This is a genomic window from Sphingomonas oligophenolica (genome assembly GCF_006438955.1).
GTDB classification, from domain to species: Bacteria; Pseudomonadota; Alphaproteobacteria; order Sphingomonadales; family Sphingomonadaceae; genus Sphingomonas; species Sphingomonas oligophenolica_A.
Genome location: NZ_RCZK01000008.1, coordinates 1 through 19,321, shown reverse-complemented (window position 1 = coordinate 19,321; position 19,321 = coordinate 1). Strand labels below are relative to the sequence as shown.

General features: G+C 62.8%; 16 protein-coding genes and 1 pseudogene. 8 read left to right on the top strand and 9 right to left on the bottom strand.

The features are described 5' to 3' along the window. The first annotated feature begins 53 nt into the window (after window positions 1–53). The 4 genes from gnd to EAH84_RS10835 are packed head-to-tail and all read left to right on the top strand — an operon-like array spanning window position 54 to window position 3,082. A complete protein-coding gene (gene gnd, locus EAH84_RS10850; protein ID WP_140871846.1) occupies window positions 54–1,040 on the top strand; it encodes a phosphogluconate dehydrogenase (NAD(+)-dependent, decarboxylating) in 987 nt (328 codons plus the stop codon). 10 nt (window positions 1,041–1,050) lie between these two features. Further along, on the top strand, window positions 1,051–1,866 hold the full coding sequence (locus EAH84_RS10845) for a Cof-type HAD-IIB family hydrolase (protein ID WP_338326038.1): 816 nt from the start codon (window positions 1,051–1,053) through the stop codon (window positions 1,864–1,866). After that, window positions 1,863–2,609, top strand: a complete 747-nt coding sequence (locus tag EAH84_RS10840) for an HAD-IIB family hydrolase (protein WP_140871844.1) — start codon at window positions 1,863–1,865, stop codon at window positions 2,607–2,609. The genes EAH84_RS10845 and EAH84_RS10840 overlap by 4 nt, the downstream gene beginning before the upstream one ends. Next, a complete protein-coding gene (locus EAH84_RS10835; protein ID WP_140872007.1) occupies window positions 2,606–3,082 on the top strand; it encodes a nuclear transport factor 2 family protein in 477 nt (158 codons plus the stop codon). The genes EAH84_RS10840 and EAH84_RS10835 overlap by 4 nt, the downstream gene beginning before the upstream one ends. Window positions 3,083–3,092: 10 nt before the next feature. On the opposite strand, the gene EAH84_RS10830 is transcribed toward EAH84_RS10835, so the two are convergent. Together EAH84_RS10830 and EAH84_RS10825 are read right to left on the bottom strand one after the other, a co-directional pair. Beyond that, window positions 3,093–3,707 (bottom strand): flavodoxin family protein, encoded by a 615-nt coding sequence (locus EAH84_RS10830; RefSeq protein WP_140871842.1) that lies wholly within the window; start codon window positions 3,705–3,707, stop codon window positions 3,093–3,095. Window positions 3,708–3,825: 118 nt separating this feature from the next. Beyond that, on the bottom strand, window positions 3,826–5,682 hold the full coding sequence (locus EAH84_RS10825; RefSeq protein WP_140871840.1) for an ABC-F family ATP-binding cassette domain-containing protein: 1,857 nt from the start codon (window positions 5,680–5,682) through the stop codon (window positions 3,826–3,828). Between the two features lie 343 nt (window positions 5,683–6,025). Between EAH84_RS10825 and EAH84_RS10820 the strand changes: the two are divergent. Both EAH84_RS10820 and EAH84_RS10815 read left to right on the top strand, forming a co-directional pair. Further along, window positions 6,026–7,330 (top strand): annotated as a pseudogene (locus tag EAH84_RS10820) (serine/threonine-protein kinase); the annotation flags it as partial. After that, window positions 7,320–8,033 carry a PP2C family protein-serine/threonine phosphatase gene (locus EAH84_RS10815; protein ID WP_140871836.1) on the top strand — a complete coding sequence of 238 codons (714 nt, stop codon included), beginning with the start codon at window positions 7,320–7,322 and terminating at the stop codon, window positions 8,031–8,033. The pseudogene EAH84_RS10820 and the gene EAH84_RS10815, both read left to right, overlap by 11 nt. Window positions 8,034–8,246: 213 nt before the next feature. On the opposite strand, the gene EAH84_RS10810 is transcribed toward EAH84_RS10815, so the two are convergent. From EAH84_RS10810 to EAH84_RS10790, 5 genes are all read right to left on the bottom strand, one after another. Next, window positions 8,247–9,851 (bottom strand): carbon-nitrogen hydrolase family protein, encoded by a 1,605-nt coding sequence (locus EAH84_RS10810; RefSeq protein WP_140871834.1) that lies wholly within the window; start codon window positions 9,849–9,851, stop codon window positions 8,247–8,249. Between the two features lie 131 nt (window positions 9,852–9,982). Further along, window positions 9,983–10,798 carry a LytR/AlgR family response regulator transcription factor gene (locus tag EAH84_RS10805; protein WP_140871832.1) on the bottom strand — a complete coding sequence of 272 codons (816 nt, stop codon included), beginning with the start codon at window positions 10,796–10,798 and terminating at the stop codon, window positions 9,983–9,985. Next, the gene (locus EAH84_RS10800; RefSeq protein ID WP_140871830.1) at window positions 10,795–11,913 is read right to left on the bottom strand and encodes a sensor histidine kinase; all 1,119 of its coding nucleotides are present in this window, start codon (window positions 11,911–11,913) and stop codon (window positions 10,795–10,797) included. Before EAH84_RS10800 ends, EAH84_RS10805 begins: the two co-directional genes overlap by 4 nt. Before the next feature lie 131 nt (window positions 11,914–12,044). Continuing rightward, window positions 12,045–15,335 (bottom strand): TonB-dependent receptor, encoded by a 3,291-nt coding sequence (locus EAH84_RS10795; protein WP_140871828.1) that lies wholly within the window; start codon window positions 15,333–15,335, stop codon window positions 12,045–12,047. Between the two features lie 399 nt (window positions 15,336–15,734). Further along, window positions 15,735–16,511 carry a hypothetical protein gene (locus EAH84_RS10790; RefSeq protein WP_140871826.1) on the bottom strand — a complete coding sequence of 259 codons (777 nt, stop codon included), beginning with the start codon at window positions 16,509–16,511 and terminating at the stop codon, window positions 15,735–15,737. Window positions 16,512–17,486: 975 nt separating this feature from the next. Here EAH84_RS10790 and EAH84_RS10785 point away from each other — a divergent pair. Continuing rightward, complete coding sequence (locus EAH84_RS10785; RefSeq protein WP_206663962.1) at window positions 17,487–17,909, top strand: nuclear transport factor 2 family protein; 423 nt, start codon at window positions 17,487–17,489, stop codon at window positions 17,907–17,909. Between the two features lie 33 nt (window positions 17,910–17,942). Here the strand turns inward: EAH84_RS10785 and EAH84_RS10780 are convergent, their stop codons facing one another. Together EAH84_RS10780 and EAH84_RS10775 are read right to left on the bottom strand one after the other, a co-directional pair. After that, complete coding sequence (locus tag EAH84_RS10780; protein WP_140871822.1) at window positions 17,943–18,569, bottom strand: SOS response-associated peptidase family protein; 627 nt, start codon at window positions 18,567–18,569, stop codon at window positions 17,943–17,945. Between the two features lie 10 nt (window positions 18,570–18,579). Beyond that, window positions 18,580–18,927, bottom strand: coding sequence for a hypothetical protein (locus EAH84_RS10775; RefSeq protein ID WP_140871820.1), 348 nt, complete (start codon window positions 18,925–18,927; stop codon window positions 18,580–18,582). A gap of 183 nt (window positions 18,928–19,110) precedes the next feature. On the opposite strand from EAH84_RS10775, the gene EAH84_RS10770 reads away from it, so the two are divergent. Beyond that, window positions 19,111–19,321, top strand: a 211-nt coding sequence (locus EAH84_RS10770) for a transposase (RefSeq protein WP_140868377.1), incomplete at its 3' end; no start/stop codon positions are given.

Below are 19,321 nucleotides of genomic sequence, written 5' to 3'. Positions count from 1 at the left end.
CGGAACGCGCCGCCGAACCGTCGGTGGGGCCAGACCATAAGGAATATCCACCAATGAAGATCGGTATCGTCGGCCTCGGCCGGATGGGCGCCAATATCGGGCGTCGCCTGATGAACAACGGCCACGAGGTCGTCGGCTACGATCGCGACGAGCAGGCGGTGAAGGATCTGGTCGCCGACGGTGCGATCGGGGCGTCGTCGATCGACGACATGCGCGGCAAGCTCGCCGATCCCGCGATCTGGTGGGTGATGCTCCCCGCCGGTCCCCCGACCGAAAGCACCGTCGCGGAAATCTGCAAGACCGCGGCCAAGGGCAGCGTCGTCATCGATGGCGGCAATAGCTTCTACAAGGACGACATCCGTCGCGCGAAAACGCTCAAGGAGCATGACTGTCATTATGTCGATGTCGGGACGTCGGGGGGCGTCTGGGGTCTTGAACGCGGGTTCTGCATGATGATCGGCGGCGAGGACGAGATTGTCCGGATGCTCGACCCGATCTTCGACGCGCTCGCGCCGGGCTATGGCACGATCACGCGGACCCCGGGCCGCGACGAGGCCGATGGCGAGGATCCCCGCGCGGAGAAGGGCTATATCCACGCTGGTCCGGCGGGCGCGGGCCATTTCGTCAAGATGGTCCACAACGGCATCGAATACGGGCTGATGGAGGCCTATGCCGAGGGCTTCGACATCCTGAAGGGCAAGAATTCCGACAAGCTGCCCGAAGATCAGCGGTTCGACATCAACCTGGCGGATGTCGCCGAGGTATGGCGCCGCGGCAGCGTGATTTCGTCATGGCTGCTCGATCTGTCCGCGATCGCGCTCGCCAAGGACAACGCGCTCGAACAATTCACCGGCAAGGTCGCCGATTCGGGTGAGGGCCAGTGGACGATCGATGCCGCGATGGAAGAGGCGGTGCCCGCCAATGTGCTGACCGCGGCGCTGTTCGCGCGCTATCGCAGCCGCGTCGACCATACCTTCGGCGACAAGCTGCTCTCCGCGATGCGGTTCGGCTTCGGTGGCCACGTCGAGATGCCCCAGTGAGGGCGCAATCGTGAACCCCGTCAAACTGGTGGTCTCCGATGTCGACGGCACACTCGTCGACAAACAAAAGCAGCTGACGGTAGCGACGACCGACGCGGTGGCTCGTCTCGACGCGGCGGGGGTGGCGTTCACGATCATTAGCGCCCGCCCGCGATCGGGGATGATGCCGATCGCCGACACGCTCGGGATCGACCAGCCGATGGGGGCCTTCAACGGCGGCACCATCTTCACCCGCGACGGCACGGTGACCGAGCATCACGTCATCGACGCCAATGTCGCGCGGGGCATGATGGCGCTGGCGGAGGGCGCGGCGGTCGATCGCTGGGTGTTCGCCGACGACAAATGGTATTCGACGACCGACCGAGGCGTCCATGTTGAGCATGAACGCGTCGCGTCGAACCAGGAACCGATCGTCACCGACGACTTCGCCGACCTGCTGACCCGTGCCGACAAGATCACTTTCGTCAGCGACGACGAACCCGTGCTGGTCGCGCTCCACGAACAGGCGGCGCGGTTCGACGCCGATGCGACGATCGTCCAGAGCCAGACCTATTATCTCGACGTGACCGCGCTCGCCGCCAACAAAGGCGACGGCGTCGCCGCGCTCGCCAAGGCAATCGGGGTCGACCTCGCCGAGACCGCGGCGATCGGCGACCAGTTTAACGACGCGCCGATGCTCGAAGTCGCTGGCTATGCGGTCGCGATGGGCAACGCGCCCGCCAAGGTGCAGGCGCTCGCCGATGACGTTACGCTCGGCAACGACGCCGATGGCGTCGCGCACGCGATCGACACGCTGATCCTTCCCCGTATCGGAGTCCCTGTATGAAAGACCTCGTCGCCTTCGATCTCGACGGCACCCTCGCCGAGAGCAAGCAGCCGCTGAAGGCGTCGATGGGCGAGGCGCTCGCCGATTTGCTCGGGGTCGCCAACGTCGCGGTGATCTCGGGCGGCGACTGGCCGCAGTTCGACAAGCAGGTCGCGAGCCAATTGCCCGCGCGTGCCGATCTCAAGAAACTGTGGCTGATGCCGACCACCGGCACCAAGCTCTACACCCACATGGGTGATGTCTGGACCGCGGTCTACGCCGAGCTGTTCGACGACGATACCCGCAAGAATATCATCGATTCGTTCAACGCGTCGCTCGAGGCGACCGGCTTCAAGCCCGAACAGACGTGGGGCGAACGGATCGAGGATCGCGGGTCGCAGATCACCTTCTCCGCGCTCGGCCAGGAAGCGCCGCTCGACGCCAAGGAGAAATGGGATCCCGATTTCGCCAAGCGCAAGGTGATCCAGGCGGATCTCAAGACGCGGCTGCCCGGCCTGTCGATCAACATGGGCGGGTCGACCTCTATCGACATCACCCGCGAGGGCGTCGACAAGGCCTATGGCCTCAAGAAACTCCGCGATCACAGTGGCATCGCGCTCGACAAGATGATGTTCGTCGGCGACGCGATCTTCCCCGGCGGCAACGACTATCCTGCCAAGCAACTAGGGTTAGACACCGTGAAGGTGCGCGATCCCGACGAAACGCTGTCGGTGATCGCCGCGATCGTGGCGTGCCAGCAATGATCGGCGCGCTGGTACTCGCGCTCGCGCTGCAATCCGACAAGCTGCCGCCCGCGACGCCACTGCCGCCGCCGCAGACCGAGGAAGCCGGCGTGATGCGCCCGATCACCGCGATGTTCGCAGGTCTCGCGGCGCGTGACCCCGCCGCGATCCTCGCCGAAGTGCGCCCTGAGGGCGGCGCGACCGTCGCGCTGGAGAATGCCGATGGCACGCGGACCATCCGCCACATGGGATGGGCGGACTTCGCCGCCGGCGTGAAGCCCGGCCCCGAACGCTATGAGGAACGATTGACCGATGTCGCGATCGATATCGACGGCGACATCGCGATGGTATGGGCGCCCTACGTCTTCCTGATCGACGGCAAGCCGCACCACTGCGGCACCGATCACTTCGATCTGGTCCGCGAGAATGCGCGGTGGAAGGTGCAGAATGTGACGTGGTCGCAACGCACGACAGGGTGTTCGACCGGCGGGTAACGCGACGCGGCTACCCCGGATACGGCGTGCCCTTGAGCAGCCCGGCCAGGTGCGCGGCGTTGCTCGCGACCATCTTGGCGGTCTTGGTCACCTTGTCGGGGGTCTTGGCGAGATCCTTGAAGTCGACCGAACCCATCGCCTCGCCGACCCAGTAGCAGGCGGCGACCGCGGGGATCGTCCAGCCCACGTCATTGAGCGACTGGAAGATCTGCGCCGACGAGAAATGCGCGCCGTCCTCGTTCCCGACGATCGCGGCGACCGCGACCTTGCCATAGCTCGGCATCCGACCCTGATCGTCGGTTTCGGCAATGAACGCGTCCATTCGTTCGAGCACGCGCTTGCCGACACTGCCGAGCTGCCCCATCCAGATCGGCCCGCCAAAGATCAGGATGTCCGCGCTAAGAATCTTGGTGCGGATCGCGGGCCAGTCGTCGCCATCGCCCTCGTCGCTGCTGACGCCGGGCTTCACATGATGTGCCGCGATGCGGATCGTGTCGGTCAGCGTGACGTCGCAATCGGCGAATGCGTCCTTCAACACCGCGATCATCGCGTCGGTCGACGACGCCTCGGTCTGGTCCGATTTCAGCGTGCAGTTAATCGCGATCGCGGTGAGGGGGGTCGGCATGTCGATGATGTCCTTCGCAGCAGGCGCCAGGCATGGCGGGTCGTGCTCATCAACGCATCAGCCACCGAACGGTGCCGAGGCCGCGCCCGCTAGCGGCAGCCAGCGGATCAGCAACCCGTTACGCCGCGACGCCCTCCAGCGCCTCGCTCGCCTTCAGCCAGCGCGCTTCGGTGTGTTCGAGCCGCGCCTGCACCTCGGCGCGGCGGATCGCGAGGTCGCTCATCGACATCGTGGCATAGCGCGGCTCGGCGCCCGAGGGATCGAACATCGCGCGATCGATCGCGCTGCGTTCGGCGTGGAGCTTGGCGGTTTCGCCCTCCAGATCGCGGACGGTCTTGCGCAATTCCTGGTCGCGTTCGCGCGCGGCGGCGCTCGCCTTCTTGTCCGCCTTCTTGGCCTTGGCTTCCTTGGGGCCGTCGCCCTTCAGGACGAAGGCGATGTAATCGTCGAGGCTGCCGTCGAATTCGCGCGCGGTGCCCTCGTCGACCAGCACGAGGCGATCGGCGGTGAGTTCGACCATGTGGCGATCGTGGCTGACCAGGATGACCGCGCCGGTATAGGCGTTCAATGCCTGCACCAGCGCCTCGCGCGCATCGACGTCGAGGTGGTTGGTAGGCTCGTCGAGGATCAGCATGTGCGGCGCGTCGCGGGTGATAAGCGCAAGGGCGAGACGTGCGCGCTCGCCGCCCGACAGCTTGCCGACCTTGGTCGTCGCCTTGTCGCCCGAAAAGCCGAACCGCCCCAATTGCGCGCGCACCGCGGCGGGGCTCGCGCCCTTCATGACATGGGTCATGTGTTCGAGCGGCGAATCGTCGGTGTCGAGCTCCTCGACCTGATATTGGGTGAAATACCCCACCTTCATCTTGCCCGACGAGGTCATGTCGCCGTCCATCGGCGCGAGCTGCGCCGCGAGCAGCCGCGCGAGCGTGGTCTTGCCGTTGCCGTTGCGCCCCAGCATCGCGATCCGGTCGTCGGGGTCGAGCCGCAGGTTGAGCCGCTTGAGGATCGGGGTGTCGCCATAGCCGACGCTCGCCATGTCGAGCGTGATCAGCGGCGGGCGCAATTCGGTGGGATCGGGGAAGTCGAAGCTCAGCGAGGGATCATTGTAGCTTTCCGCGATCGGCTGCATCTTGGCGAGCATCTTCTGGCGCGACTGCGCCTGCTTGGCGGTCGAGGCGCGCGCGCTGTTCTTGGCGATGTACGATTGCAACTTCTCGCGCTGCACCGCCTGGTTGGCGCGCGCCGCCTCGATCTGCGCCAAGCGCTCGGCGCGCTGGCGCTCGAACGCGTCATAGCCGCCGGGATAGAGCGTGATCTTGCCGCCCTGCAGGTGCAGGATGTGATCGACGACGTTGTTGAGGAAGTCACGCTCATGGCTCACCACCACGATCGTCGCCTTGTAGGTCTTGAGGAAATCCTCGAGCCACATCACCGCTTCGAGATCGAGGTGGTTCGACGGCTCGTCGAGCAGCAGCAGGTCGGGCTGCGAGAACAGCAGCGCGGCGAGCGCGACGCGCATCTTCCACCCGCCCGAGAAACTGTCGAGCGGCTGCTGCTGCATATGCTCGTCGAAGCCGAGGCCAAGCAGGATCTGCGCGGCGCGCGCGGGCGCGGTGTACGCGTCGATCGCGATCAGCCGCTCGTAGACGTCGCCAAGGCGGTCGGTATCCTCGGTCGTCTCGCTTTCGTGCATCAGCGCGGCGCGTTCGACATCGGCGGCAAGCACGGTGTCGAACGGGGTCATCTCGCCCGACGGCGCCTCCTGCGCGATATAGCCGATCCGCGCGCCCTTGGGCATGTCGGCGCTGCCGTCGTCGGGTTCGAGCAACCCCGCAACGACGCGCACCATCGTCGACTTGCCCGCGCCGTTGCGCCCGATCAGCCCGACGCGGCTGCCCGGCGGCAACGCCGCGGTCGCGCCGTCAAGGATGACGCGCCCGCCAAGGCGCACCGTGATGCCATTCAGATTGAGCATGCGCGCGCCGTTAGCAGATGCAGCATGATTGCGCGAGGGGGTGACGCGCGTGCGGTTGGGGGGATCGCGGGGGGCAAAGGTAACGAAGGTAACGTGACGTCATAGGCGAAAACGCGACGAATGGAGTGAGGTGGGGGAGGGTGCCGCAGGATCGCGGCGGGCGAGTAAGTGGACGTTCTGAACCTGCACCGGGAGAGGATGGCGCAATCGGGGCGTGTAGGACAGCGATGATTTTGGGCTGCTGGGTCACTTGGTTGTCGGTTTGGGTTGCCCGATAGCCTCCCTTCGTTCAGCTTCAGTTTCCTGAGAGCCAAGAGGGAATCCGACGGAGTATGAGGTCGTCAAAAAATTGGGGCAGGGCGGATTTGGGATCGTTGAAGAGGTTATCGGGGAGGACGGCCTCCGTTATGCCCGTAAGACTTTGGTTGTTCCACCAAATCTCGAAGTCGACCAAGTAAAACCGCGCTTTGAACGGGAAGTGAAATACCAAAGTGCTATATCGCATAATCATGTAGTCCATATATTTCACCACGATCTCACGGCAAATCCGCCTTGGTTCACCATGCCCCTGGCGCAATGTAGCCTGCTTGACGAGATGATGATTGACCGGACGTTCAGCGGCGATCCGCGCTTAGCATTGTTCAGCATTCTAGCCGGCCTGGAGGAGATACATCGCCTGGGTTATTGTCATCGTGATCTTAAGCCGCACAATGTTCTGAAGTTCGAGGGACCGGACGGCGGAATAATCTATGCGCTGTCGGACTTTGGATTGATGGCTGTGGGCGAAGAGGCTTCGTCTACCCTGACACCCAGCGGTGTCGGAGGAGGTACACCGGCTTATCAAGCACCAGAGTGCGCGGTAAATTTCAAGCGAGCAACGGCACGCTCCGACATATATTCGTTCGGCGCGCTCCTCCACGATATCTTCGCCGTAAACCCCAAGCGGCTCCCGCACGAGCAGCTTACCGCGCCCGGTGACATTGGACCGGTCATCGAACGCTGCACCAAAAGGAACGCCCACCGGCGTTACAAGGATGTAGCTCAGTTGCGCGAAGCCCTGTTCGATGCACTGAACAATTACCGATTCGTCTATCAATCCGGCGAGGAACAAAAGGTCGTCGAACTTCTCTCGCGGGACAACCTGCTGCCAACGGAAGACGAATGGGACGAAGTCTTTGACTTTCTCGATGCGACTCCCGACACGGGCCAGCCAACTATGAATGTGTTCCAGGCCCTTCGACGGGAGCACATTGATCAACTAAGCCAAGATGATCCAGACCTGATGGCTGCTCTAGGACAAATGTTCTCAGATCATTGCCGAAAGCGATCTTTCAACTTCGATTACTGCGACGTTCTTGCGGGCAAAGCCCAGTTATTTTACGAGCATGGTGATATTGGTTTGAAGGCAAGCATGGCCATTGGTATGCTTGTGCTCGGCCTCGATCATAATAGGTGGTTCGTAGAGCGTGTCTTTCTCTTCATGGCTGGACCCGCGGCTGCGGATCCTGTCGTGCAGCGGATGATCGTCGAAATGAGTGTCTTACAAATCGACTTTAATGAGCAATTTTGGAGGATGACACATTCCATTTCGGTCAGCAAAGAGGCATTGCACCCCGCCCTCCAGGCCCTCGTGACAGATGAACCTTGAATTTGCCTCTTTCTCTAACGTCGGCCCACGTAAGGCCAATGAAGATCGTCTGCTCAGCCCTACCGGGTCGTGCCTTGATGCTGTGCTGGTCGCCATCGCGGACGGCATTGGAGGAGCCAAGGGGGGGGCTGAGGCTGCTTCCATAGCGATTGAAGCAGCCTCGGCGGTCGGGCCTGACCCCGGGCACCTTGAAGACATTTTCCGCGCCGCCGCTCGTACAATCGCCGATCTCGGTCGCGCCGACCCGGAAAAGATAAAAGCGGGCACGACACTGAGCGTGGCAACTATCATCAATGGCAGGGTTGACGTCGCTCACGTCGGCGACACTCGAATATATCACCTTCGGGGCAGAGGCTTGAACGCTCTCACGCAAGATCAGACAGAGATAGCCGAGTTAGTAAGGCGTGGTGTGTTCACAGAGAGCCAAGCCCGCCGCTATCCAAGAAGAAACGTCTTATTGTCTGCTCTGACGGCAAGTAGAGAGTATGAGATATACCGTAGTTATGCCAACATTGAACCCGGCGATCGACTACTCCTCCTGTCCGACGGCGTTCACGGGAGGGTAAAGCGAGGCGCTATCCTCAATTTATCGCTTAAAAATACAAGTGTTAGCGGTTGGCTAAACGATATTGAGCAACGCGTTGAGGCGGCAAAGCCAAGTGATAACTATACCGCTCTCGGTATTCAAATAAAATCCATATGAAAAAGGAACCTACCGAAAAGCTATCTATCGTCTGGTTCAGCCAATTTTCATGGCGTTGATTTACGGATGAAGAAATGTCGGCATTGCTGAGCCGAAGTTAGAAGGCGGACGAGCCTCTTTCCACAACGTGAGGCCCCCGCCAATCGGGGTTGAGCCGTAACCAGGCCGACCGCGAGTCTGCTCCCATCCCTTGCGGAGAGAGTTGGAATAAACTCACCCGCCGCCAGGCGACTTCGCGCGCTCGGGATGTACCTTCACCGGCGGTGCGCCCTCGGGGTGTTGGGTCCAGTCGATGCGGTATAGATCGAACCGGCGGTCGGCGAGATTCCGCACCGTGCCTTCCGCGCGCGCCCAGGTCAGGTCGGCGAGGTTGACGTCGGCGATCGTCAGCGTTTCGATATTCTCGCTCGCCTCCGCGGCGATGCCGTCGCGGGCGAAGGGGAAGTCGCAGGGGGTGAGGATGCAGCTCTGCGCATATTGGATGTCCATGTTGTCGACCCCGGGCAAATTGCCGACATTGCCGCTCATCACGACGAAACACTGGTTCTCGATCGCGCGCGCCTGGCTGCAATAGCGCACCCGCATATAGCCCTGGCGGCTGTCGGTGCAGAACGGGACGAACAGGATGCGCGCGCCTTCGTCGACCAGGCGCCGCGCGAGTTCGGGGAATTCGCTGTCGTAGCAGATCAGCACGCCGATCGGGCCGCAGTCGGTCTGGATCACGTCGACCGAATCGCCGCCCTTGATCTTCCACCAATAGGCTTCGTTTGGGGTGGGGTGGATCTTTTCCTGCGCATGGATCGAGCCGTCGCGCAGGCAGACATAGGCGACGTTCTGGATGTCGCCGTCGTCGGCCACGGTCGGGTGCGAACCGCCGATGATGTTGATGTTGTAGCGCAGCGCCATCCGCGACAGCTCGTCGACGAGCGGCTGGCGGTGTTCGGTCAGGCGATCGATCGCCTCCATCGGGGTCAGCGTCGCCTTTTCGAACGACAGCAGCGGCAGCGAGAACAATTCGGGGAAGACGACGAAATCGGAGCGGTAATCGGCGGCGACGTCGACGAAATATTCGACCTGTTTGATGAACGCGGCGAAATTCTTCACCGCACGCGCCTGGAATTGCACGGTGGCGAGGCGGACGCTTTCGATCCCGCGGGGGACGCGGAATTCGGATGCCTCGTCGGGATCGACATAGGCGTTGCGCCAGACCATGTGCGCGGCGTTGCCCTTCGACGCCTTGTCCTCGGGCAAATAACCCTTGAGGACGCCGATCGGGGCGAAGCCGTTGGCGAGCTGGAAGGTGATGACCGGATCGCGGATTTCGCCCTCGACGACCTGGTTCAGATAGTCGTCGGCGGTCCCCACCTTGCGCGCGACGCGGGCATAGCCGGGCATCCGGCCGCCGAAGACGATGCCCTTCAGCTCGAGTTGTTCGACCAGCGACCGCCGCGCTTCGTAGAGGCGCTTGCCGATGCGCAGGCCGCGCTGTTCGGCGTCGACCGCGAGTTCGAAGCCGTAGAGCCAGTCGCCGGTCGGATCGTGGCGGCTGCCAAAGCCGTTGCCGGTGATCGTCTCCCAATCGTGCGGCGCCATCACCAGCGCCTCGTCGATCCGCGACGAGGCGCAATAACCGACGACCGCGTCCTCGAAGATCGCGATGAACTGGCCTTCGGGGAAATTGTTGATCTGCCCCCGGATCATCCCCGCGCTGTAGCTGACGAAGCCGGGATAGACGCGGTCGATCAGCCCCAGGATCGCGGGGACGTCGGCCGGGGTGGCGGGCCGGATGTTGAGGCGGGCCTTGGATTTACGGGACAAACGGGATTCCTGATTGGTTCTGGCAATGGAACGTGATCATAGCACCGTCATCCCGGGCTTGTCCCGGGATCCAGGGTAAGGGATGCAGCAACTTTGGCTCTGGATCCCGGGACAAGCCCGGGATGACGATGTTAATGAACGAACCGAGCGACCACGTCGCGGTAGGACCGGCTGACCTTCACGTTCGCGCCCGAATTGAGCACCAGGAAACATTCGCCGTTGGTGTGCGGCTTGACCTGCTTGACGAGATCTAGGTTGACGATCGTCGAGCGGTGGACACGCTGGAAGCGGCGCGGGTCGAGGCGCTTTTCGAGGTCCTTCATCGTTTCACGCAGGATCAGCGTGTTGTCGCCGGTGTAGATGCACATGTAATCGCCCGCGGCATCGATCCGCTCGATTGAATCGACGTCGACGCGGAAGATCTGGCCGCGATCCTTGATGTTGATCAGCTTTTCGAAGCGGTTGGCGGCGACCGCATCGCCGCCCGCGCCGCCGCTTTCGGCGGCCATGTCGGCGGCGGTTTCGGGGGCGACCTCGGCGAGCACCTCCATCAGCTTCTCGACCTCCTCGACGCCGCGCTTTTCGCTGAGGCGCTGGCGGACGCGGTCGAGGGTGTCGGCGAGCCGCGATTCGTCGACCGGCTTCATCAGATAATCGACCGCCTGCGCCTCGAACGCGCGCAGCGCGTGGTCGCTGTAGGCGGTGACGAACACGAACAGCGGGGGTTCGACCTCCATCAAACCCTGGACCACCGAAAAGCCGTCGAACCCCGGCATCTGGATATCGAGGAAGACGAGGTCGGGCTTGTGGGTCTTGATACTCCGGATCGCCTCGCGCCCGTTCGAGCATTTCTCGATGATCTCGACGTCGTCATGCGCTTGCAGCCGGAGCTCGAGCCCCTGGATCGCGAGCGGCTCGTCGTCGACGAGGATGGTGCGGATGGTCATGCAACCTCTCTATTCATGTCTTCGAGCTGGAACGGGATTTCGATATCCACCGAAAAGCCGCCAGCCGGCGTCGATCGGGTCTCGAACCGTTGATCCGGGCCGTATGCCTGGAACAGCCGGTCCCTTATATTGGCAAGCCCGACCCCGGTTGAAAGGCTTGCGCCCATTCGCGTCTCGTTCAACCCCGGCCCGGTGTCGGATACGGCGATCTGCACGCGTTCCCCGGCGAGCCGCACGCGGACGCAGATTTCGGCACCTTCTTCCTGCGTCGTGACCGCATATTTGATCGCGTTTTCGACCAGTGGCTGGAGCAGCAGCGAGGGCAGCCGCGCGCGTTCGGCGGCGGCGTCGATCTCGAACACCGGGCGCAACCGCTCCTCGAACCGCATCTTCTCGATCTCGAGATAGAGTTTGAGCGTCTCGATCTCCTGCGCGACGGTGACGTGTGCGGTGGGTTCGTTCGCCAGCGTGTAGCGCAGGAACGACGACAGCCGGTTGAGCATCGCGTTGGCGCGCTCGGTCTGTTTCAGCAACACCAGCGTCGAGATCGAATTGAGCGTGTTAAACAGGAAATGCGGGTTCAACTGATAGCGCAGCATCGCAAGCTGCGCGGTCGAGGCCTGGGTCGTCAGGTCCTGCATCTGATCGATCTGTTCCTCGACGATCAGGTAGAAATTGATCCCGAAATACAGCGCCGACCAGCCCGCGAGCACGGTGAAGGTGACGTAGAACGCGCCCAATACGCGCGAAATCGTGATTCCGGGCGTCGCGTTCTGCTGGACCAAGCTGAACGCGAAGGCGAGAATCACCGCATAGACCAGCACGGACATCAGTAGGGTCAGCGCGGTGAGGACGACCCCCAGCAGCCGCGGCAACGTGCGGCAATAGCCGTACAGCGCGGACAGCAGCAGCGTAATGCAATAGCCGACGATCGCTTCGATGATCAGCGGGATGATCGCCTGCCACGTCAGCCCGTTGCCGATCGACGACGCGCTGCGCAGCACCAGATAGCCGGTCCAGCCGACCGCCTGGAGCGTCCAGAAGGCGCGGGTCTTGTTCTCGAAGAACGGGCGGACGTTGAGCGCGGGGCGCGGCGGGAGCGGGGCGGTCGCCATCGCTAGCGGCTCTACACGCGCGGGGGTGCCGACAAAAGGGGGCGCGGCGCGCGCCATGTCGTGGGGCCACGAAAAAGGGCCGCCGGATCGCGCCGGCGGCCCCCTTCAGGCCCGATCGGGACGCGTTCCCCTTAGAAGGTGAAGCGCGCGCCGATGCGGATCGTGTAGAGCGACTGGGTTACGTTCAGCGCGCTCTCGTTCGGCGATTTGAAGCTCGAATAGCGATACTGCGCACACGCCTGCGAGGTGTTGTTGGCGGTAACGCCCGCCGCCGAGGTACCCGTGGGCACCGCCGACGTCAGACACTGGACCTCGACGACGCCTGCGGATGCCGGGAAGCCGAGCTGGCGCAGGCCACCCCATTTGCTGTTGAGCAGATTGGTGAGGTTGTTGATGTCGCCGAACAAGGTGATCCGCGATCCGCCGATGAAGGTCGGGATTTCCTGTTCGAGATGCAGATCGATCCGGGTGTAGGCGCGGTTGCGGGCGATGTTCTTCGCCGCCACCCGGCCACGGTAGTTCTTGAGTGCGGTGTTGTTGATCAGCGTGTCGAGCGCGTTCTGGGTCGCAGTCGAGTCGTAGCTGACGATCGGATCGGTCGTGCTGGTCGGCACGTACAGCAGGTTGGTCGACTGGTTCGGCGTCAGGACGGTGCCGAAGATCGCCGACCGGTTCGACTGATTGTCGAGCATGCCAAAGCTGTAGGGCTTGCCCGCGCGGGTTTCACCGAACAGCTGGAACACCGTCTTGTAATCGCCGAAGAACGCATGGTCGTAGCCGACGCTGTATTTGAACTGCCACTTGGTCTGGTTGTCCGAAATGCCATAGGCCGGATTGTTCGGGTCGCCAAAGATCTGAAAGCGATAGTTCGAATTGATCGTCGACGAGGTCGCGTCGCCGACGTCCTTGACGTCCTGGAGCGTGTAGCTGCCCGCCAGCGACAGACCCCAGTCGAAGTCCTTGTTGACGCGAACCACGCCGATATTGCTGCGGCCCTTCGACGTATTGCGGACAATGATGTCGTAATTATTGTCGCCGAAGCCGTAATAAGGGTTGCCGTAGCGTGGGCGACCATCGGGCAGCGTGCCCAGCTGGACCGACCGTTGATCGACGAAGATGATCCCGTCGATCGTGTTCGAATAATAATAGTCGAGCCCGACGTTGAAGCCGTAGAACGAATAGTCCGCCGACAATGTCGCCTTGAGCGAGCGCGGCAGGCGGAAATCCGAATCGAGCGCGCCGGTGTTGGTGCGGGCGAGCGAGGGATTGGCGGTCGGGCTCGACGCCGCAGTTACCAGCGCGGCGGGGACCTGACCCGTCACGTTGTTGAGCGCCAGATCGCAGAGGCTGCCCGCGGTGTTGCAGCTGGCGTCGCGGTTGATCGTCAGCGAGTTCGTCGTCAGCGTGTTCGAGAAGCTGTTCGACAGATAGATGTCGGGCGATCCACCGCCGAAGATGCCGGCCCCGCCGCGCAGCTTCAGCCCGGGCAGAAATCCGCTCGGCCGGTAGTTGAAGCTGAACCGCGGCTCGAACAGGTCGAGCCCCTTGTACGTCTGGGTGTTGGTGAAGCCATAGCGCTGGTTGAAGAACGAATTGTACACCGGCGCGTCGCGCATCGCGAACAGGCTCATCCGCGCGCCATAGGTGATCGACAGGTCGTCGGTGACCTTCCAATCGTCCTGCAGGCCGAACGCGAACTGGGTGTAGTTGAAATCGGCGGCGGCACCGTTGGCCACGCCGCCGATGGTGGCGGCATATTGCACCTGGTTAGCGCGCCGGTTCTGATAGTCGGCGAGCGAATCATAATACCACGACCCCAGGCTGTTGGGGACGAAGTTGTTGAAGGTGTGGTTACGGGTCACGTCGACCAACAACTTCACCTCATGCGCGCCGGCGTGGACGCGGCCGAGGAACGAGCCCTCGTAAGTATCGAAGTTGAGTTCATTGGTTTGACGGAAGTTGTCGGGGCCGAGCGTCACGCTCGGGACGCCCGACGAGCAGCCGGTCGCCGAACCCGCGGACGCGGCGTCGGTGCAAATCTGGAATTGCCCGGTGTTGCGCCCCTGCAGCGGCTCCTGGCCGCGGACTGTCCGCTTGTAGATACCGCGAATTTCGGTCGAAATCTTGTCGCTCCAGTCCGAATTCAACTGGACGATCCCCGCGCGCAACAACTCGGTCAGCGCATAGGCGTTTGAGCTGAGGCCGTATCGCGGGGTCGACGACGAGGTCGACGTATTGTTCTGGCTGACCAGCGAATCATAGGCGTTGATGTAGGACAGCGACAGCTTCTGGCGATCGGTGATGTTCCAATCGATCTGGCCGACGATCTTTTCGTCCTTGCGCGGATTGATCACCAGCGAATTGCCCGGCTGAACCGCGGGAAAGCGGCTCGACGTGATGCCGAGGACATTGTTGATGATCCCCTGCGACAGCCCCGGCACCTGCGCGACCTGGGTGCTGAACGGGCGCGGATCGGTGTTCCGCTCCGCGGCGACCATGAAGAACAGCTTATCCTTGATCAACGGCCCGCGGAACATCGCGCCATAGGTTTCGCTCTTGTACTTCGGGTTGACGATCTTGGTCGACCCGATCCGGTCACCCGACAGGCCATCGGTGTTCTGCGAATAGAAGCCGGTGCCGTGGAATTCGTTGGTGCCCTTCAGCAACGTCACGTCGACCGCGCCGCCCTGGAACCCGCTCTGGCGGAAATCATAGGGCGCGACCGAGGTCGAGACCTGGCCGATCGCGTCAAAGGGGATCGGGCCGCGATTGGTCGGGCTGGCGTCCTGGTTGAGCCCGAAGGTGTCGCCGACCTGGACGCCGTTGATCGTGAAGCGGTTGAAGCGCGGGTTGACGCCCGCGAACGCCACCGCGCCGCCGCGGTCGCCCGCGTTCGACAGATCGATCGTCGCGAACGGATCGCGGCGTTCGATGTCGCGGATGTCGCGGTTGACCGATGCGACCTTGGCCACGTCCGCCTGGGTGAGGACGGTCTGCGGGCCGTCGGACCGCACGCCTGCCCCAGCGACCCTGGAGGCGGTGATGATGATGTCCCCGCCCGTGCCGGTGCCCGCCGCCGACCCGGCCGCGGCGGTGTCGGACAGTTCGATCGGCAGGCTATAGACCTGCTGGACCACGGTGTAGATGTCGGTGACGGTCTGGTTGCCGTCGGCGCTCGTTACGGTGACCGTGTACGGCCCGCCGGGGCGCAGCCCGTTGAAGCTGAAGCTGCCGTCGGCCCCGGTGGTCGCGCTCGACCGGGTTCCCGAGTTGACGTCGAGCACCGCGACGTCCGCGCCAGCGACCGGCGCACCGCCGTTGCTGACCGAACCGCGAATCTGACTGGTGGTCTCCTGCGCGGATACCGCGGCTGGAACGATCAGCGCGACTGCCGCCACGCCCAGGAACAGGTTGTTTCGCATTGGTAATTTCCCCTTTGAGCATTTTGCTCTGGATTCGCGGTCGGACACCGGATGCCGCAGCCCCTGCGCCCCGATTATTTCGCTTCCATGACAAAGGCGAGTCGTATCATCGCGCGGTTCGACTCAATGATGGTGCGTTGCAAAAAAGCCACGCGGGGGCCGCCTATACGAGTGGCTTTCCGCGTGGCGATCAGTCCATCGTACAAACATGTTTTGGCCCAGCACGACCCCATTACAACCAAATTCCCTACAAGCTAACCCGGCCCATTCCGCGGGACGTGCAAGGAATGACGGCCCAGCCTCTCGCGACATGACCGGCATCGGTGGCTCGCAATCAAGGCGCATGCCCTCCGGTGTCGCCGATGCAGCCGCTTAGGCGTTAGTCTTGGTCCGCTCGGGTCAGGAGGTCAGCAGGCCACTGCCTTCGATCACTTCCCTTTTCCATCCCGTCGCCGTCCGTGCATCGGCGAACTTCAGAACCTGGCCCTTCAGGCGTCGCGGGCTCCACTGGTTGTGTTCGCAGATCTCGGCGACCGAGATCGAGCGTTGCGCCTCTTCTAGAACCACCGATAGGCCGATGGCCTTCTCGGGCCCGAACTGAGGACGCGACGCGATGTCGCCGGCGAATAGCTTTTGCAGGTTGCAGCTCGGGATACCGCCGAGGTTGAGAATCTCTCGAGCGCCGGTGATGTTCGTCGTCTCGGAGAAACGGAGGAGAGCATAGCCTTCCGGATCGAACGCGACGTCGTCGAAGCGCTTGAGGTCTTCCGAGATCACTTGGATGCGCCGCGTCCAAGCGGCGGCGTTATCAGTCGAAATCCAGAACCGCATGGGGGAGGGCTGCAACGCTGATCCTGACAGGGCGTCGAATATGGCGCCCCAAGGCTTCAACCGTCCGCCGATCCGCCGAACCGCGGTTCCGAGCGGCGTGGCACCGCGCGGCGGGATACCTTGTGTTGCGTTCTGCTCGATATCGTCCCAGAGGGTATCTCGGGAGGCGGTCGTTACGCCCCAGGCGCCCCTGAGATACTGCGCCGCGGCGTTCATCTCGCGATCTATTTTCTCCATGCAGTGGAGCTGTTCCATGCCGTAGAGCGGGATGCCGATGGACCGCGCAATTTCGGCCCAGGTCCTCGATTCTATCTGCGCGCGCCGGATTTCCACGAGTTCCGCCATGGAATAGCGTACATGGTCGCGCGTCCGACCGGGAACCGTCGGGCAGGGCGAGATACGCCTCGATGGCGGCGACGCGCCGGCGCGCCTCGGGCACGCGCAGCGGGTCGATGCCCGAGAAGTCGGGTTCGCTCATTTTTCCACTCCATTTGTTGTGTCGCTATCCGACCACGGTCATTTGGCGGCGGGCCTCGCCGCGCATCGATAAACCCACGCCAGGGCCCTCGATCCCGCCGCCCGGGCATGAGCGCCGGTGCGACGGGGCGGTCTTCTCGTGCAGGCGGGATGACTTGGCCTGGTGGTCCGGGTTCTTCCTTTTCCGCTCCCCTGACCGTCGCGGATCCGGCGTCGCATTGGTCCGGCAGGATCGGCACCGGGCGCCAAGCGGTAGCAGCTCGTGCTGCAGCCCGGCGGGGTTAAGGCCGGGGCCGTTTGGTCATCGCCCTACTGGCGGTGCACCGATCTGTTCGGGTGTCGGATCGCACGGCAGACGGCACCGGCGGTCGGAAGGCGGTCCGCCCGCAGGCTTTTACCGGGGAAGCGGTCCGTCGGCAGTCGCCCCACTAGCGGACATTGCGCGCGGTCCGGATTAGCCGCATTCTCTCCACCATGAGCGAAACGGTGACTCTGGCGCTACTCGCGTGCTAATGGTCGTGATGCTGGCGAGCGCGCTTGTGTCAGGCAAGGTGATCGGCACCGGGTTCTCGTTCGCGCGGAATACCGAGCCAGTGGGGTTTTGGGTAGGATGCGCGACCTACGCGGCGTGCTTCGTTGCGCTCGTATACGGAGCGGCGTTGAACTAGCGGACGACAGCTAACCACCATCGTTCGCCGCTCCCGCGCCGTCGATCGAGCGACCCGCTTGAAAGCCGACCGACAGGTCTGGGCGCGGAAACCTGCCCGGCGGCTATCGCCCAGTAGGGGACGTGCCCTGCTTGCCTTTCAATGCCGCTGAGGCGACAAAGGCGAATAAACATGAATGGCATGGGAGAACTTTATGTCTGCCGATAACGTCGCCGTCATCAAGGGGTTATATGACGCTTTCGGCGTGGGTGATGTGCCGGGAGTGCTTGGACGAATGAGCCCTGACATCGTCTGGAACGAAGCCGAGAATTTTCCCTATTCCGATCATAATCCCTATCGCGGCCCGGAAGCGGTAGCTGCAGGGGTGTTCGCCCGCTGTATCGGCGAGTGGAACGGATTTGCGGTGGCGATGGAAGATCTTATCGACGGCGGCGACCGGGTTGTAGCATTGGGCCGGTATCGCGGTTCCGCTAAAACGACCGGCCGGAGCATGAACCCGCAAGCTGTCCATGTTTGGACGTTACAGGACGGTAAGGTGATCGCGTTTCAGCAATATATCGACACTCTCGATGTCGCACGAGCGACTGGGGAAGTTTGAAGGCATACGGCAGCTAGCCTCCACTGACGGACATTAGGCGCGCGTGGGAAACACTGGGCCGCGTTCCGTCATCAGATCGGCGGGATAAGGCTGCTGCAACGCGACCGCATCACGATAGCCGCCGCGTAGCCATCGGTCCCAATTCTGTTCGGCAAGGACCGTGATCATCGCCTTGGGATGGATCGGTGCGACCAGCTCGTTCGGATCGCACGTCACCATTGCGAACCCGGCGCCTTCCTTCGTGTGCTGCCAGAAACCAGCGACCGCGAAGATCGGCTGATCGGTTACCGCGAACCACATCTCACCCTTGAGCGGCGGCTTGCCATCCCCGAGGTCGTGTTTGTCGGGCGTCCATTCGCAAAATTCGGTGAGCGGGATCAGGCATCGGTTGGCCGGGTTCTCGGCCAGTCGCTGCCACTGCTTCAGCCCTAGGTTACGGACGTTGGTCATTGGCCATGCCGCGCCGCCGCTAAGCACGTCCCAGCCCATCACATCGAGTCCGCGCTGACCGGCTTGTTCGCGGATCACATAGGCGCGCCCCTTCGGGCGGAGCTCGACCGGGTCGAACCGGTTGTCCATCGGCTTGGGGTTTAACCAGTCGCCGCCGAAGCGCTCGAACAACGTTTCAGGCTCGCCTCGATTACGGGCGCGATTGCACATCGGTCGCCCCTCAGATGTCTAGGTTGCGTCGCTGTATTTCGGCGAAGATGGATTCGGCTTCGGAGCCGTCTCCTTTCGTGCGCTGATACTCCGTGAGCAGGTCCGCGTCGGACACTTCGACCGGTTCGTCGTTCAATTCGGGCGGGTCGGGTTCAGCCACAGCGCCAGCCGAAAAATCCGCGCGCGCCTCGGCAAGTAGATCGATGAGTTGGCGGTTGATAGCCGCGCCATGCAGATGCTGGTGGACAGCGTCGTAACCCTCCCGTCGCAACGCCTGGCGAACATCGTTGACGGACTTGCACTGCCCTCCACGTGCGAGTTGAAGCGCGCGTTCCAACGTCGATAAGGCTTGGTCCATGGAGCAGGCCTAGCCGCGAAGGCATCTGCGCGCCAGACCACCTGCTATTCCTGCTAGCGTTGCCCGGTAGGCGAGGTCGAGCATGTGCGACCCAAAATGAGAGGTGGCTCGGGAAATCTGAACAGCGGGGATAAGTGGATTGCCGATCTGACCGCGGCCATGTTGGCCGCCCCAGGAGGCAAGATGAGCAAGCGACCCCGCCGGAATCACAGCCCGGCGTTTAAGGCCAAGGTAGCTCTGGCTGCCGTGAAGGGTGAGAAGACGCTGGCCGAGTTGGCGCAGCAGTATGACGTGCATCCAAACCTCATCAACCAGTGGCGATCCCGGCTGCTGGAGGGCGCGGCGGACGTATTCGGATCGGAGCCGGCCGCGAGCGAACCGGCGATCGACGTGA

What these genes read in the sequence shown, in the direction of transcription:
- gnd (WP_140871846.1), top strand. Translation starts at nt 54, where the DNA reads ATGAAGATCGGTATCGTCGGCCTCGGCCGGATGGGCGCCAATATCGGG.
- EAH84_RS10840 (WP_140871844.1), top strand. Translation starts at nt 1,863, where the DNA reads ATGAAAGACCTCGTCGCCTTCGATCTCGACGGCACCCTCGCCGAGAGC.
- EAH84_RS10835 (WP_140872007.1), top strand. Translation starts at nt 2,606, where the DNA reads ATGATCGGCGCGCTGGTACTCGCGCTCGCGCTGCAATCCGACAAGCTG.
- EAH84_RS10830 (WP_140871842.1), bottom strand. Translation starts at nt 3,707, where the DNA reads ATGCCGACCCCCCTCACCGCGATCGCGATTAACTGCACGCTGAAATCG.
- EAH84_RS10825 (WP_140871840.1), bottom strand. Translation starts at nt 5,682, where the DNA reads ATGCTCAATCTGAATGGCATCACGGTGCGCCTTGGCGGGCGCGTCATC.
- EAH84_RS10815 (WP_140871836.1), top strand. Translation starts at nt 7,320, where the DNA reads ATGAACCTTGAATTTGCCTCTTTCTCTAACGTCGGCCCACGTAAGGCC.
- EAH84_RS10805 (WP_140871832.1), bottom strand. Translation starts at nt 10,798, where the DNA reads ATGACCATCCGCACCATCCTCGTCGACGACGAGCCGCTCGCGATCCAG.
- EAH84_RS10800 (WP_140871830.1), bottom strand. Translation starts at nt 11,913, where the DNA reads ATGGCGACCGCCCCGCTCCCGCCGCGCCCCGCGCTCAACGTCCGCCCG.
- EAH84_RS10795 (WP_140871828.1), bottom strand. Translation starts at nt 15,335, where the DNA reads ATGCGAAACAACCTGTTCCTGGGCGTGGCGGCAGTCGCGCTGATCGTT.
- EAH84_RS10790 (WP_140871826.1), bottom strand. Translation starts at nt 16,511, where the DNA reads ATGGCGGAACTCGTGGAAATCCGGCGCGCGCAGATAGAATCGAGGACC.
- EAH84_RS10785 (WP_206663962.1), top strand. Translation starts at nt 17,487, where the DNA reads ATGGCATGGGAGAACTTTATGTCTGCCGATAACGTCGCCGTCATCAAG.
- EAH84_RS10780 (WP_140871822.1), bottom strand. Translation starts at nt 18,569, where the DNA reads ATGTGCAATCGCGCCCGTAATCGAGGCGAGCCTGAAACGTTGTTCGAG.
- EAH84_RS10775 (WP_140871820.1), bottom strand. Translation starts at nt 18,927, where the DNA reads ATGGACCAAGCCTTATCGACGTTGGAACGCGCGCTTCAACTCGCACGT.